Raw genomic sequence first — 13,941 nt, forward strand, 5'->3', positions numbered from 1 at the left:
ATGCGCTTCCGCCACCCGGACGGTACGACCGTCCACCTCGCCTACTGCACCAACGTCCACCCCGCCGAGACCCTCGACGGCGTCCTCGCCCAGCTGCGCGACCACTGCGAGCCCGTCCGGCGCCGGCTCGGCCGCGACCGGCTCGGCATCGGCCTGTGGCTGGCCCATGACGCGGCCCGCGCGGTGGACACCGACCCGGCCGCGCTGCGCGCCCTGCGGCGGGAACTCGACCGGCGCGGTCTGGAGGTCGTCACCCTCAACGGGTTCCCCTACGAGGGGTTCGGCGCCGCCGAGGTCAAGTACCGTGTGTACCGGCCCGACTGGGCGGACCGCGAGCGTCTGGAGTACACCACCGCGCTCGCCCGGGTCCTCGCCGCGCTGCTGCCCGACGACGTCACCGAGGGCAGCGTCTCCACCCTGCCGCTCGGCTGGCGCACCACCTGGACCGCGGAGCGCGCCGCAGCGGGCCGGGCGGCGCTGCGCACCCTCGGGCAGCGTCTGGACTCGCTGGCGGAGCTGACCGGCCGCTCGGTCCGCGTCGGCCTGGAGCCGGAGCCGGGCTGCGTCGTGGAGACCACGGGGGACGCCCTGGCGCCGCTCGGCTCGGTCGGCCATCCCCGCGTCGGCGTCTGCGTCGACACCTGCCATCTGGCGACCTCGTTCGAGGACCCCGAGGCCGCGCTGGACGCCCTGGCCGCGTCCCCGGTGCCGGTGGTGAAGGCACAGCTGTCGGCCGCGCTGCACGCCGAACACCCCGGCCGGCCCGAGGTGCGTACCGCCCTCGCCGGCTTCGCGGAGCCGCGCTTCCTGCACCAGACCCGCGCCCTCACCGACGCCGGGGTGCGCGGCACCGACGACCTGCCCGAGGCTCTGGCCGGCGGACCGCTGCCGGCGGACGCGCCCTGGCGCGCCCACTTCCACGTCCCGCTGCACGCGTCCCCCACCGCGCCGCTGACCAGCACGCTCCCCGTGCTCCGCGCGGCCCTCGCCCGGCTCGTCGGCGGGCCGCGCCCGCTCACCCGGCACCTGGAGGTGGAGACGTACACCTGGCAGGCGCTCCCGCCCGGTCTGCGCCCGCGCGGCCGGGACCGGCTCGCCGACGGCATCGCCGCCGAACTCGCCCTCGCCCGCGACCTGTTGACCGACCTGGGCCTGAAGGAGCTGCCATGACCGAGCGGACCCCCACCCCGCTCCTCGTCCTCGACGTGGTCGGCCTCACCCCCGTCTCCTCGCCCACATGCCCCGTCTGAAGGCCCTCGCCGCCGCCGGTTCCCAGGCACATCTCGGCACCGTGCTGCCGGCGGTCACCTGTGCCGCCCAGTCCACCTTCCTCACCGGCACGCTCCCCGCCGAGCACGGCATCGTCGGCAACGGCTGGTACTTCCGGGAGCTCGGCGAGGTCCTGCTGTGGCGCCAGCACAACGGACTGGTCGCCGGGGACAAGCTGTGGGACGCCGCCCGCCGCGCCCACCCCGGCTACACGGTCGCCAACATCTGCTGGTGGTACGCCATGGGCGCCGACACCGACATCACCGTCACCCCGCGCCCCGTCTACTACGCCGACGGCCGCAAGGAACCCGACTGCTACACCCGGCCGCCCGCCCTGCACGACGAACTCACCGACAGGTTCGGCACGTTCCCGCTGTTCCGCTTCTGGGGTCCGGGCGCGGACCTGGTCTCCAGCCAGTGGATCATCGACGCCACCCGGCACGTCCTGCGCACCCGGCAGCCCGATCTGACCCTCTGCTACCTGCCGCACCTCGACTACGACTTGCAGCGCCACGGCCCGGACGACCCGCGCTCCCTGAAGGCCGCCGCCGACCTCGACGCGGCCCTGGCCCCGCTGCTGGACGACGCGCGTGCGCAGGGCCGTACCGTCGTGGTGCTCTCCGAGTACGGCATCGCCCCGGTGAGCCGGCCCGTCGACATCAACCGCGCCCTGCGCCGCGCCGGCCTGCTGGAGGTCCACACCCAGGACGGCATGGAGTACCTGGACCCGATGGCCTCCCGCGCCTTCGCGGTGGCCGACCACCAGATCGCCCATGTGTACGTCCGCCGTCCCGAGGACCTGGCGGCCACCCGCGCCGCCCTCGACGGCCTGCCCGGCATCGAGAAACTCCTGGACGACGAGGGCAAGAAGGCCCACCACCTGGACCATCCGCGCTCCGGCGAACTCGTCGCCGTCGCGGAACCGGACGCTTGGTTCACGTACTACTACTGGCTGGACGACGCCCGCGCCCCCGACTTCGCGCCCCTCGTGGAGATCCACCGCAAGCCCGGCTACGACCCGGTCGAGCTGTTCATGGACCCCGAGGACCCCTATGTGAAGGTCAGGGCGGCGACGGCGCTGGCCCGCAAGAAGCTCGGCCTGCGCTACCGCATGGCGGTCGTCCCCCTCGACCCCTCACCGATCCGGGGCAGCCACGGCCGCCTCCCCGCGAGCGACGACGACGGTCCGCTCCTGTTGTGCTCCACCCCCCGCGCCGTCGGGGACCGCATCGCGGCCACCGACGTGAAACCGCTCCTGCTGCACCTCGCCGGTCTCACCACCGGCGACCCGTCCTGAGAGAGGCACCCGTGAACATCAGCCAGCACACCGACGAAGACCTGCGCCGCAGCCTCGGCATCGGCCGCCGCCGCTTCCTGAGCACCTGCACCGCCGTCGCGGCCGGCGCCGTCGCCGCCCCCGTCCTCGGCGCCGCCCCCGTCCAGGCCGCGCCGAGGGCCGCGGCCGGCGGCAACGGCCGGTCCCTGGTCCCCGCGGACAAGCGCGGCATCATCCTCTACACCGTGCGCGACGCCATCGCCCGGGACCCGCTGTCCACCTCGCTGCCCTCCGGCTTCCGCGGCGTCTTCGAGCAGCTGGCCCGCTTCGGCTACCGTCAGGTCGAGTTCGCCGGCTACGGCCAGCACCCGAACGCGCCCGGCGGGGCGAGCCTGGAGTCCGTCGAGGGCGCGAAGCTGCTGCGCCGCTGGCTCGACGACACCGGTCTGCGCGCCCAGGGCAACCACGGCTTCATCCCTGGTTCCTGGCCCCTGACCAGCAGCGATCTGGACACCTTCAAGAAGCACCTGGAGATCGCGAACATCCTCGGCATGGCGCACATGGGCACCGGCGCCGACCCCACCAACAGCCGGTACAAGGCGGACTGGGACGTGGCCGCCGACAAGTGGAACGCCCTCGGCGAGATCGCCCGCCGCGCCGGCCTGAAGCTATACACCCACAACCACGACGCGGCCTACGACTTCCTGCTGGACGGCGGCCCGCTGGACGCCGAGGGCAGGCCGACCCGCGGCTCCGGCATCCGCAAGCTGGAGTACTTCCTGTCCGTCACCGACCCGAAGCTGGTCTGGCTGGAGATGGACGTCTTCTGGGCGCACGTCGCCCAGTACAAGTTCCGCACCTACACCGCCCACGACGGCTCCACGCGCACGAACGTCTTCGACCCGGCGGGCCTGGTCACCCGCCACGACAAGCGGTACCCGCTCTTCCACGCCAAGGACGGCGTCGTGAACACCGCGAACGGCATGGGATACGACATGGTCCCGTTCGGCACCGGAGTCATCGACTACACGACGTTCTTCTCCCGCGTGGGCCACCGCAACTACCACAACCCGATGGTCGAGCAGGACAACGCCCCGAGCGCGGCCAACCCGGCCCAGTCCCTGGAGCACGCGGCCATCGGCTACCGCAACCTGGCGGCGCTGCGCCGCTGACGCCCGTCCGCCCTCACCGGCCGGGACCCGCTGGACGGGCCCCGGCCGCTGCCGCCGGCATCCGGCTAGTCCCGCCAGGTGCCGCGGAGGGCGGAGACGGAGAATCCCGGGCCGTAGGCGACCAGCAGCGCGCTCTCGCCGTCGGCCGGGGGTTCGCCATGGGTGCGTTCGAGGACCCGGAGAACCGATACGCCACCGAGGTTGCCTTCTTCGGAGAGGGTGTCGAGGGAGTGGCGGGCGTCGGTCGCGGTGAGGCCGAGGGCGTCGGCCGTGTCGAGGATGATGGGCTTCGATCCGGGGTGGATGACGGGCACGTCGACGGGGCGGCCGGCGAGCCAGTCGGTGACGGCGGGCATGACGTGTCTCGCGCCGCCGGTCGCTTGTTTGGTGCTGTCGAAGTGCAGGCCCGTGCTGTCGATTCTGCCCGCGTACATGGTGAGGCTGTCCGGGAGGACGTACTCGAACAGCCCGTCGGCGCCGACGGCGAGGCCGGGGCCGAGGGGGTCGCTGGAGACCACGGTGGCGGCCCCGCTGTCACCGAACAGCGCCTTGTAGATCATGTGCTCGATCTTGGTGTCGACGTGGTTGTAGGCGGTGGACAGCACTTCGGCGGCGACGACGAGGACGCGGGATCCGGGGTGCAGGAGCGCCTGTTCCACGGCCCGGACCAGGGCGTGGGCTCCGCCGGCGCAGGCGGTGGTCGTCAGGGCGGTACGGCGGATGGTGGGCCGTAGCCCGAGCCGTTCGACCAGGTGGATGTCGAGGTTGGGGACGGCCCAGCCGGTGGCGTGGGTGGTGATGAGGCCGGTGATGTCGCCGGGCTGGAGCCGGTACCGGTCGAGGGTGGCGCGGGCGGCTTGTTCGGCCATGGTGAGGCCGTCCGCGAAGGCGCGGGCGGCGCGGTCGCCCACCTCCGCCGTGCCGTTGACGGTGGGCGAGTCCAGGGGCTGGGTGAAATAGCGCGTCTCCACGCCGCAGTTGCCGAGGACACGCAGGATCGCGCCGAGGCGCGGGTGCTGGGGGTGGTGGGCGCGAATGTCGTCGGCTATCTCCGCTGTGGTGATTTTGTGAGGGGCGAGGACGGTGGTGGGGCGGGCGATATGAGCGGGCATGGGTTCCCCCCTGAAGGCGCTGCGACCTGATTAAGTCAAGGTACGGCAAAATTGGCTGGTTTGTTTCCTTCGCCGCCCTTGAAATACTGCCTGGCCGCGCACCAAAGACGGGCAAATTCAGGCGTTCATGCCGTTCTCCTGTGCTTTCAACATACGCGGCCTGCTCCCGGTCCGTCGCGGACCCGGCCGGAAAACGAGGATCATGCACCGGGACCCGGGCGCCGCGAGCGGCTGCGCCACACACATCGTCACCCACCCCTGCCCCTCGGCCGCGTGACGGATCGGACGCTCGTCGCCGTCGGGGTGGATGGAGGCCCCGCCCTTCTCGTACAGGGGCTGGGCGAGGGGGTCGGCGAGGATGTCCGCCTCGATCTGCCGCAGGACCTTGTCGTCGGGGCGCTGGGCGAGCGCCGCCTGCAACTGGGGCATCACCAGCGGGGCCCAGGCCGTGGCCCAGTCGATGAGTTGGTCACGCCCGTCCAGGAGCATCCACCGCATGGTGTTCACCGGCGCCCGGCCGCTGTCGAACAGGGCGTGGAAGCGGTCGTTGCAAGTGACGAGGTTCCAGGAGGCGTCGGTGACGTACGCGGGGTGCGTGATGCCGGCGACGGCGTCGGCCCAGGCGGCGGGCAGGGCGTGGCCGGAGGTGTCGTACAGCGGGCCGGGCGGGTCCTCGCCGCGGGCGTACCGGCACAGGCTGATCCACTCCTGCTCGTTCATGCCGTACAGGCGCGCGACGTCGCGGAGGAGGTCGACCGGGGGGTGGTGGTAGTTGCCGGATTCCAGGCGCTGGTAGGTGCGCTCGGAGTATCCGAGCAGTTCGTCGACCTGCCCCTGTGACAGACCGGGGGCGCGGCGGCCCCGACCGGTGGGGCGGGTCAGTCCGTGCGTTTCGGGGGATATGAGCGCGCGGCGGTCTTTGAGGAGCTTTTTCAATGCTTGGCGGTTCACTGGTGGCTTGTCCCCCGGGGCTGGCGTTGACTGCGGCTCAGTTTAATTAGTGTCACGCGGTATTGATGTAAAAGATTCACCGTAGATATCGACTGGTTGCGTGCTGCATGCTCAGTGACGCGGGGTCGCTGGCCTGCGGATGCGGTGGTCAGTGACCGCGTGGTGACACCCTCGCGGGTGCTGACGGCATCGCACGTATCGCCGGCCGGTATCCGTGAGCGGGGGACCGGGACGGACCGGGAGGGCGACCGGTTTTCGGGTGCCGTTTCCCATCGACGGGAACACGTGCGGCGCCTGAGACGCGGCACTCCACGGTACGGCGCCCGGCTGCCAGGCCACGGCCGGTGCCCCCTCGCCCCACCCCAGGGGCCTCGGCACCGGCCGTCAGGCTGGCGGCCCCGGAAGCCGCCGACTGGCCCTTGGTCTCCTGTCGCTTCACCCGTTCGGCTCCGCATACGCACGCCGGCGCGGGGCATTCGTGCCGTGCGCGGGAGTGCCCTGGGTGGCTGGTGCCGCGGCCGATCCCCGAGTACGGCCGCGGCACCAGCCGAAAGGGCGGCGGTCTCCGCTCGGTGCCGGCACCTGCCGGGGTGCCAGGCTGCCGGGGCCGGCCCGCCTCTAGGGTCGCGTTCATGCAGAGGACCACGCCGCCGCGCCCGCTCGATGTCGAGGCGCTCTTCCCGCAACTGGCCGCCTACCGGGGCACGACGACACGGCTGCACCCCCGGCCGGGCAGACCGGGTGCCACGGCCAGTTCCGTGGGCGGCCCCCTGCTGTGGCCGGCGGACGAACCCTGGCCGGCGTGCCGCGAGAACCATGACCGCGTGCGGGGCCGGCGTCCGGCGGACATCCACCGGCGCCGTCAGGTCCTGGCTGCCGCGTGGGCCCGGGAACACGCCCCGGGCCCCACGGAGGAGGAACGGGAGCTGCTCGACGAGCTGCACCGGGAGCACCGGCTGTCCGAGGCCGCGGCGACGGACCCGCTGCCCATGATCGGTCTGGCGCAGCTCTACCGGCGTGATGTCCCCGACCTCCCGGCGGGGCCGGACGACTGCGACCTGCTCCAGGTGTTCTGGTGTCCCTTCGGCGCACACGGCGCCAGCGGCCACGGCCTGGAGCCGCACCTGCGCTGGCGTCGGTCGTGGGAGGTCGGCCGGGTACTGACCGCGCCGCCGCAGCCGCCGGTCGTCGAGTCCGACGGGTTCCTGCCCGAGCCCTGTGCGCTGTACCCGGAGCAGGTGGTCACCTACCCGTTCGCCGGCCTCCTGCCCGAGGAGCTGTGCGCCCGGATCGACGCCTGGGAGGACGCCCTTGAGGCCGAAGCCGAGCGGACGGCGGCGCAGCCGGCAGGGGACGGGAACAGGGCCGAGCCACCGCGCTACCAGTACGACCTGTCCATCCCGCCCGGCTGGCGCGTCGGCGGCTTCGCCTCCTGGCACGCCACCGACCCGTACCCCATGGACTGCCTGACCTGCGGCGCCCCGCTGCACCTGCTCCTGACCATCGACAGCTCGGAGTGGGACGGCGGCAGCCGGAGCTGGCGCCCGCTCCAGGACCAGGAGCGGTCCGCCCACCACTTGGCCACCCCCACCGAAGTCGTCGTGGGCCGCTGGGGTGAGCTCAACGTCTTCGCCTGCCCCCGGGATCCGGAGCACCCGCACCGCTGGAGCATCCAGTAGCGACGACTCCTCGCACGCGTGCGGGGCCCCAGGTCCAGGTGCGATCCCTCAGTGGCGCCGGCGGGCGTTGAGGCGGGCGGCCTGGCGTGTGAGGTGGTCGCGTTCGGCGAGGTTGGCGGCGTGGTGGGCCGCTTCGGCGTACAGCCGCGCCGCCGCCTCCAGGTCGCCGTCGCGTTCGTGCAGATACGCCGCTACGGCGGTGTGGCGGGGCAGTGAGCCGTCCAGCTCGGCGAGTGCCGCGAGGCCGGCGCGCGGACCGTCGGCCTCGCCGACGGCCACGGCGCGGTTGAGCCGGACGACCGGGTTGCCGGTCAGGCGCAGGAGTTCGTCGTACCACTCCACGATCTGCACCCAGTCGGTCTCCTCGGCGGTGGGCGCGTCGGCGTGCAGGGCGGCGATGGCGGCCTGGGCCTGGAACTCGCCCAGCCGGTCCCGGGCGAGGGCCGCCTGGAGGATCGCGACGCCCTCGGCGATCAGGCGCGTGTCCCATCGGCCGCGGTCCTGCTCGGCGAGCGGGACCAGGCTGCCGTCGGGCGCGGTCCGGCCGGCGCGCCGGGCGTGGTGGAGCAGCATCAGGGCGAGCAGCCCCGCCACCTCGGGGTGGTCGATCCCGGCCGCGAGCTGCCGGGTGAGCCGGATGGCCTCGGCGGCCAGGTCGACGTCGCCGGAGTAGCCCTCGTTGAAGACCAGGTAGAGGACGCGCAGTACGGTGGCGACGTCGCCGGGCCGGTCGAACCGCACGCCGGAGACGGTGCGCTTGGCCCGGCTGATCCTCTGTGCCATCGTCGCCTCGGGCACCAGGTAGGCCCGGGCGATCTGCCGGGTGGTGAGCCCGCCGACGGCGCGCAGCGTGAGCGCGACCGCGGACGACGGCGTCAGCGACGGGTGGGCGCACAGGAAGTAGAGCCGGAGGGTGTCGTCCACCGCGGGCGTGGGCCCGGGCGCGGGCTCCTCGCCGGCCCGGTCCTCGCGCCGGCGGCGCGCGGTGTCCGCCCGGCTCTGGTCGAGGAACTTGCGCCAGGCCACGGTGACCAGCCAGCCCTTCGGGTCCCGCGGCGGGTCGGCGGGCCAGACGCGGACCGCCTCGACCAGCGCGTCCTGCACGGCGTCCTCGGCCGCCGCGAAGTCCGCTCCGCGGCGGACGAGGAGGGCGAGCACGCTCGGCGTGAGGCTCCTCAGCAGGGCCTCGTCCATCAATGGCACTCGGTGACGGTGGGTGTCGCGGTCAGGAACGGGCGCAGCTCCAGCCACTCGTGGATCGGCTTGCCGCCCGCGCCGGGGGCGGCCGACAGCTCCCCGGCCAGTTCGACGGCGCGCTCGTGGCTGTCGACGTCGATCACCATCCAGCCGGCGATGAGGTCCTTGGTCTCGGCGAAGGGGCCGTCGGTGACCGGCGGGCGCCCCTCACCGTCGTACCGGACCCACGTGCCCTCGGGGGCGAGCGCCTGGCCGTCGACGAACTCGCCGGACTCCTCCAGCCGGGCCGCGAAGTCCCGCATGTACTGGATGTGCGCCGAGATCTCCTCCGGCGTCCACTGGTCCATGGGCACGTCGTTGACCGCCGCCGGAGCGCCGCGGTAGTGCTTGAGCAGCAGGTACTTGGCCATGGTGCTTCTCCTCGGTGCTGGTGCGACCCATTGTGGCCGCGCTCACCCCTGGGACGGAGCCGGTCACGGGTTCTCGACATCACCGCCCGGTTTTCTTTCGACCCGTACGAGGGAGGCACGGGGGCATGGACTACTACGACCTCGGCAGCCACAGCCGGCGCGTGACCACGTCGTCCGACGAGGCGCAGACCTGGTTCGACCGCGGGTTGAACTGGACGTACGCCTTCAACCACGAGGAGGCCGTCCGCTGTTTCGAGGCCGCCGCCGCGGCGGACCCGGACTGTGCCATGGCCGACTGGGGCCTGGCCTACGCGCTCGGCCCCAACTACAACAAGCCCTGGGAGTTCTTCGACGGACAGGACCTGGAGCGGACGGTGGAGCGGGCGCACGCCGCCGTGCGGCGCGCACACGCGAAGGCGGCCGGCGCCACCCCGGTCGAGCAGGCCCTCGTCGGCGCGCTGGGTGCCCGCTATCCACGGTCCCGGGCCCCGGACGCCGAGGACTGCTCCGTGTGGAACGCCGCCTACGCCGACAGCATGCGGGCCGTCCACCGACTGGCCGACGGCGACCTCGACGTGGCCGCCCTGTACGCCGACGCCCTGATGAACCTCACGCCCTGGCGGCTCTGGGACATCCGCTCGGGCCGTCCGGCCCCCGGCGCGCGCACCACCGAGGCGAAGGCGGTCCTTGAGCAGGCCCTGGCCACCCGGGCGGGCGCCCGGCACCCGGGGCTGCTGCACCTGTACATCCACCTGATGGAGATGTCCCCGACGCCCGAGGCGGCCCTGCCGGCGGGTGACCGGCTGCGCGGTCTGGTGCCGGACGCGGGCCATCTCCAGCACATGCCGTCCCACCTGGAAGTGCTCTGCGGCGACTACCGCCGGGTGATCTCCGACAACACCGAGGCGATCACGGCCGACGAGAGGTTCCGTGCCCGTGCGGGCGCGATGAACTTCTACACGCTGTACCGGTGCCACAACCTCCACTTCAGGATCTACGGTGCGATGTTCCTCGGCCGCTTCCAGGACGCCGTCGAAACGGCGGACCGGCTGGAGGCCGCCGTACCCGAGGAACTGCTGCGCGTGGAGAGCCCGCCCATGGCGGACTGGCTGGAGGGCTTCCTCGCGATGCGGGTGCACGTGCTCGTCCGCTTCGGCCGCTGGGACGACATCCTGCGCCTGCCGCTGCCCGCCGACGCCCGGCTCCACTGCGTCACGACGGCGATGCAGCGGTACGCGCGCGGGGTCGCCCTCGCGGCCACAGGCCGGACCGACGAGGCCGACACCGAACGCGCGCTGTTCCACGAGGCGGTCGCCCGGGTGCCGGAGACCCGGATGCTGTTCAACAACACCTGTACGGACATCCTCGCCATCGCGGCACAGATGCTGGACGGCGAGCTGGACTACCGCAAGGGGAGGTACGAGGCGGCGTTCGCGGCGCTGCGCCGGTCGATCGAACTGGACGACGGTCTGCCGTACGACGAGCCGTGGGGCTGGATGCAGCCCACCCGGCACGCCTACGGCGCCCTGCTCCTCGAACAGGGCCTGGTCGCGGAGGCCGAGGCCGTCTACCGTGCCGACCTCGGACTCGACGACACGCTCCCCCGCCCGCTGCAACACCCCGGCAACGTATGGGCGTTGCACGGACTCCACGAGTGCCTGGTGCGGCTCGGCAAGGAGGGGGAGGCACGGATCGTGGCCCAGCAGCTGAAGATCGCCGCGGCGCTGGCGGACGTACCGGTCGAGGCGTCCTGCTTCTGCCGCCTCCGGACCGTCGCAGCGGGCTCCGCGCCCCGGCACGGCTGCTGCGCCGAGGAGGACTGACCGTCGAGTGCGGCTCCGTGCGGGTGCGCGGGGCCTGCTCGGGGCGCCGGTACGCCGTCTGCCTGCCTGTCGGACGATCACCTGGCCTCGGCGAGCCGGACCGCGTCGGGACCGGCCGGGAAGCGCAGCCGGCTGGTCCGTCAGGTGCGGCTCGGTGCCGGTTCCGGCTCGGGGAGGGGTGTTGCCGCGCGGCGCGGGAGCAGCAGCGGGGTCGCCAGCAGGAGCACGCCGGCCAGGCCGATGGCCGTACGCGGGCCGAGCAGGCTGCCCAGGATTCCCCAGACGGCGGTCAGGAGCGCGATCGAGCCCTTGGTCGTCACCGTCCAGGCGGTCAGCGTGCGGGCGACCCGGTCGGTCGCGGTGCGCTCCAGTCGGTAGGTGGCGGACACGGGGTTGAACACCGCGCAGCAGAAGATGAGGCCGAGTTCGACGCCCGCCACCAGCAGCAGCCCGCCGGTGCCCGGCCCGGTGAAGGCCAGGCCGACGGACCACAGGGCGCGCAGCGTCCCGGACACGACCAGGACGCGGTGCTGCCCGAACCGGGCGGCGAGCGGGCGGGCCAGCCGTGAGCCGAGCAGCCCGCCGATCGATGGCGCGGCGAAGGCGAGGCCGTACTGCCACGGCGTGAACCCGAGCCGGCCGAGCATCAGGACGGCCAGCAGCGGCTCGGTGGCCATCACCAGACCGTTGAACACGGCGGTGTTGTAGAACAGCGGACGCAGTGTCGCGTCGGCGAGGATGTACCGCCAGCCGTCGAGCAGGTCCCCGGCCCGTGTGCGCGCGGCCCGTCGGCGCTCGGGCGGCGGCTCCTGCCCGCCCATCGCGCGAAGGCCCAGGGCCGAGAGCAGGTAGCTCACCGCGTCGGCCACCACCGTCGCCACCGGACCGAGCAGCCCGGTCGCCGCGCCGCCCAGCGGCGGTCCGATGATCGTGGTGGTCCAGGCCGTGGACTCGAACCGCGCGTTGGCGACGAGCAGGTCCCCGGCCGGCAGCAGCGTCTTCAGGTACGCGCCGGAGGCGGCGCGGAAGGTGATGTCGGCCGCCGCGACGACGACGGAGACCAGCAGGAGCTGGAGGAAGGTGAGCGCGCCGAACGCGAACGCGGTCGGGATCGTCAGCAGTGCCGCGCACCGCACCAGGTCCATCGTGATCAGCACGGGCCGCTTGCGGCGGAACTCCACCCACGGGCCGAGCGGCACCGCCACGGCCGCGCCCACCGCGGCGCCCACGGAGGAGAGCGCGGCGACCTCGGCCGGTCCGGCGTGCAGGACGCGGACGGCGATCAGCGGGAAGGCGCCGAAGGCGAGCCAGGTGCCGAGCGCGCTGGTCCCGTACGCTCCCCAGAGCCATCCGAACCGCCGCCCCAGCCGGCGTCCGAGCAACTGGTCCAGCCGGTGTCCGCTCCTCATGCCCGACGTCCCCTCGCCTTCCTCCGCACAACCGGTCCGCGACCGGAAGCATCAAAGCGAGCGGGGTGAGCAGGGAGCAAACAACCACGGAGCCGTCGGCCACAACCACTGGTTGTGCCCCTAGGGTGGCCGCATGGACCTCGACACCGTGCGGACCTTCGTCGCCGCCGCCGACGCGGGGCAGTTCCAGGAGGCAGCCGCCGAACTGGCGGTCACCCAGCAGGCCGTCTCCAAGCGCATCGCCGCACTGGAGCGCACCCTCGGGGTACGGCTGTTCACCCGCACTCCGCGCGGCGCCGAGCTCACCATCGACGGGCAGGCGTTCCTGCCCCACGCGCGCGAACTGCTGCGCGTCGCCGAGCGCGCGGTCGCCTCCGTAGGCACCGGCCGCCGCCCGCTGCGCGTCGACGTGATCGCCTCGCGCGGCGCGGCGACGGGCCTGATGCGCGGGTTCCACCGCGCGCACCCCGACATCGACCTCGACGTGGTGATGCTCTTCGACATCGAGACGGCCGTCGCCGCCCTCCGCTCGGGCACGATCGACGCGTCCTTCCGCGCCGTCGCCGCGCCCGGCCGGCCCCTCCCCGGAGAGATCGAGTCCGTCCGGGTGCTCGACGAACCGCTCCAGCTCCTCACCGGCCCCGGCCACGCGCTGGCGGGCGCCCGGTCGGTGCCTCTCGCCCGGCTCGCGGGGCACCGGATCTGGATGCCCGGCATCGTCCCCGGTACCGAGTGGGCCGCCTACTACGACGACCTCATCGCCGAGTTCGGTCTCACCATCGAGGCGACCGGCCCCAACTTCGGCTCCGACGCGCTCCTCGACACCGTCGCGGACACCCCGGCCCTGGCCACCTTCATGGGCGAGCACACCAGCCTCGTCTGGCCCGCCGGCCTCGGCCTGCGCCGCATCCCGGTGACCGACCCGACGCCGGTCTACCCGCACTCGCTCCTCTGGCACCGCGACAACCCCCACCCGGCACTGGCCCTCCTCCGCGACCACCTCGCCACGGCGACGGCCGGCCACGACGCCGCCGGGACCTGGAGGCCGGGCTGGGTCCTTCCACGCTGACACGCCCGCTACGACGCGGCTGACCGGCCCTCCCCCCGAGCCCGCGGGCTGCCGGTCCGGCGGTCCAGCAGCCGGGAGTGGCCGCTCACCGAGGGTGAAGCGCTGTTCCCCACCCCACCGGCGCAGGGCGACGGTGGGGCGGGGAACAGGGCACGGCCCTCGTCCGTGAGGACGAACTCGCGGTGCGGCCCGCCGTCCGGCGCGGGCCCGCCGCGCAGCACCCCGGCCTGCTCCAGCGCGCGCAGCCGTGCCGCGAGGATGTTCTCGGCGCTGCCGAGGCCGCGCTGGAACTCGCCGAAGCGGCGGCTGGTCACCGGCCGGGGCGGCCTGCCGGTCGCCGGTCCGGCGGCGCTGCCCGGTGCGCTCGCCGTGGTCGGGCTGCTCGCCGTCGCCCAGACGATGGTCCCGGCAGCCGCCGCCCCGGTCCAGGCCGACTGGTCGATGCGTGCCGAGCAGGGCGACTTCGCCTCCGCGGTCCGGCTGGTCGGTCAGGCCATGTGAACTCGACGGCGCGCTCCGGCCCCGGCCGACGCCCACCGGCCTCCGCCCGTCCCGGTGTGACACCCGGCGGGTG

The 13,941-nt window shown here is 73.4% G+C and carries 11 protein-coding genes and 2 pseudogenes; 7 read left to right on the top strand and 6 right to left on the bottom strand.

Annotated elements, in window-relative coordinates:
- The 3 genes and pseudogenes from eboE to AQJ11_RS38300 all read left to right on the top strand — a co-directional run bounded on the left by eboE (nucleotide 1) and on the right by AQJ11_RS38300 (nucleotide 3,717).
- Entirely contained in the window at nucleotides 1–1,170 is a 1,170-nt protein-coding gene (gene eboE / locus AQJ11_RS38290) for a metabolite traffic protein EboE (protein WP_059266417.1), read from the top strand.
- Nucleotides 1,167–2,566: pseudogene (locus AQJ11_RS38295) on the top strand (alkaline phosphatase family protein). The gene eboE and the pseudogene AQJ11_RS38295 overlap by 4 nt, the downstream one beginning before the upstream one ends.
- 11 nt (nucleotides 2,567–2,577) lie before the next feature.
- On the top strand, nucleotides 2,578–3,717 hold the full coding sequence (locus AQJ11_RS38300; RefSeq protein WP_059266418.1) for a sugar phosphate isomerase/epimerase family protein: 1,140 nt from the start codon (nucleotides 2,578–2,580) through the stop codon (nucleotides 3,715–3,717).
- 65 nt (nucleotides 3,718–3,782) lie between these two features.
- Here AQJ11_RS38300 and AQJ11_RS38305 read toward each other — a convergent pair whose 3' ends face one another.
- The gene (locus AQJ11_RS38305; RefSeq protein ID WP_014669342.1) at nucleotides 3,783–4,829 is read right to left on the bottom strand and encodes a beta-ketoacyl-[acyl-carrier-protein] synthase family protein; all 1,047 of its coding nucleotides are present in this window, start codon (nucleotides 4,827–4,829) and stop codon (nucleotides 3,783–3,785) included.
- 117 nt (nucleotides 4,830–4,946) lie between these two features.
- Nucleotides 4,947–5,765 (bottom strand): MmyB family transcriptional regulator, encoded by an 819-nt coding sequence (locus tag AQJ11_RS38310; protein WP_014669341.1) that lies wholly within the window; start codon nucleotides 5,763–5,765, stop codon nucleotides 4,947–4,949.
- 647 nt (nucleotides 5,766–6,412) lie between these two features.
- Here AQJ11_RS38310 and AQJ11_RS38315 point away from each other — a divergent pair.
- On the top strand, nucleotides 6,413–7,459 hold the full coding sequence (locus AQJ11_RS38315; RefSeq protein WP_059266419.1) for a hypothetical protein: 1,047 nt from the start codon (nucleotides 6,413–6,415) through the stop codon (nucleotides 7,457–7,459).
- A 48-nt stretch (nucleotides 7,460–7,507) separates the two neighbouring features.
- Here the strand turns inward: AQJ11_RS38315 and AQJ11_RS38320 are convergent, their stop codons facing one another.
- Nucleotides 7,508–8,653: an RNA polymerase sigma factor gene (locus tag AQJ11_RS38320; RefSeq protein ID WP_059266420.1), complete on the bottom strand. Its 1,146-nt coding sequence runs from the start codon at nucleotides 8,651–8,653 to the stop codon at nucleotides 7,508–7,510.
- Nucleotides 8,653–9,066, bottom strand: coding sequence for a YciI family protein (locus tag AQJ11_RS38325; RefSeq protein WP_014669338.1), 414 nt, complete (start codon nucleotides 9,064–9,066; stop codon nucleotides 8,653–8,655). The genes AQJ11_RS38320 and AQJ11_RS38325 overlap by 1 nt, the downstream gene beginning before the upstream one ends.
- A gap of 125 nt (nucleotides 9,067–9,191) precedes the next feature.
- On the opposite strand from AQJ11_RS38325, the gene AQJ11_RS38330 reads away from it, so the two are divergent.
- Entirely contained in the window at nucleotides 9,192–10,889 is a 1,698-nt protein-coding gene (locus AQJ11_RS38330) for a tetratricopeptide repeat protein (protein ID WP_059266421.1), read from the top strand.
- Nucleotides 10,890–11,029: 140 nt separating this feature from the next.
- Here AQJ11_RS38330 and AQJ11_RS38335 read toward each other — a convergent pair whose 3' ends face one another.
- A complete protein-coding gene (locus AQJ11_RS38335; RefSeq protein ID WP_059266422.1) occupies nucleotides 11,030–12,298 on the bottom strand; it encodes an MFS transporter in 1,269 nt (422 codons plus the stop codon).
- 133 nt (nucleotides 12,299–12,431) lie between these two features.
- On the opposite strand from AQJ11_RS38335, the gene AQJ11_RS38340 reads away from it, so the two are divergent.
- Complete coding sequence (locus AQJ11_RS38340; RefSeq protein ID WP_059266423.1) at nucleotides 12,432–13,367, top strand: LysR family transcriptional regulator; 936 nt, start codon at nucleotides 12,432–12,434, stop codon at nucleotides 13,365–13,367.
- 8 nt (nucleotides 13,368–13,375) lie between these two features.
- Here AQJ11_RS38340 and AQJ11_RS38345 read toward each other — a convergent pair.
- Nucleotides 13,376–13,681 (bottom strand): annotated as a pseudogene (locus AQJ11_RS38345) (winged helix-turn-helix transcriptional regulator).
- A 55-nt stretch (nucleotides 13,682–13,736) separates the two neighbouring features.
- Between AQJ11_RS38345 and AQJ11_RS52260 the strand changes: the two are divergent.
- A complete protein-coding gene (locus AQJ11_RS52260; RefSeq protein ID WP_279616973.1) occupies nucleotides 13,737–13,868 on the top strand; it encodes a hypothetical protein in 132 nt (43 codons plus the stop codon).
- Nucleotides 13,869–13,941 lie beyond the last annotated feature (73 nt).

The organism is Streptomyces corchorusii (assembly GCF_001514055.1).
Taxonomy (GTDB): Bacteria; Actinomycetota; Actinomycetes; order Streptomycetales; family Streptomycetaceae; genus Streptomyces; species Streptomyces olivaceoviridis.

Excerpts from the sequence above, each read along its gene's own strand:
- AQJ11_RS38325 (WP_014669338.1), bottom strand. The coding sequence starts at position 9,066 with ATGGCCAAGTACCTGCTGCTCAAGCACTACCGCGGCGCTCCGGCGGCG.
- AQJ11_RS38340 (WP_059266423.1), top strand. The coding sequence starts at position 12,432 with ATGGACCTCGACACCGTGCGGACCTTCGTCGCCGCCGCCGACGCGGGG.
- AQJ11_RS38330 (WP_059266421.1), top strand. The coding sequence starts at position 9,192 with ATGGACTACTACGACCTCGGCAGCCACAGCCGGCGCGTGACCACGTCG.
- AQJ11_RS38315 (WP_059266419.1), top strand. The coding sequence starts at position 6,413 with ATGCAGAGGACCACGCCGCCGCGCCCGCTCGATGTCGAGGCGCTCTTC.
- AQJ11_RS38305 (WP_014669342.1), bottom strand. The coding sequence starts at position 4,829 with ATGCCCGCTCATATCGCCCGCCCCACCACCGTCCTCGCCCCTCACAAA.
- AQJ11_RS38320 (WP_059266420.1), bottom strand. The coding sequence starts at position 8,653 with ATGGACGAGGCCCTGCTGAGGAGCCTCACGCCGAGCGTGCTCGCCCTC.
- eboE (WP_059266417.1), top strand. The coding sequence starts at position 1 with ATGCGCTTCCGCCACCCGGACGGTACGACCGTCCACCTCGCCTACTGC.
- AQJ11_RS38335 (WP_059266422.1), bottom strand. The coding sequence starts at position 12,298 with ATGAGGAGCGGACACCGGCTGGACCAGTTGCTCGGACGCCGGCTGGGG.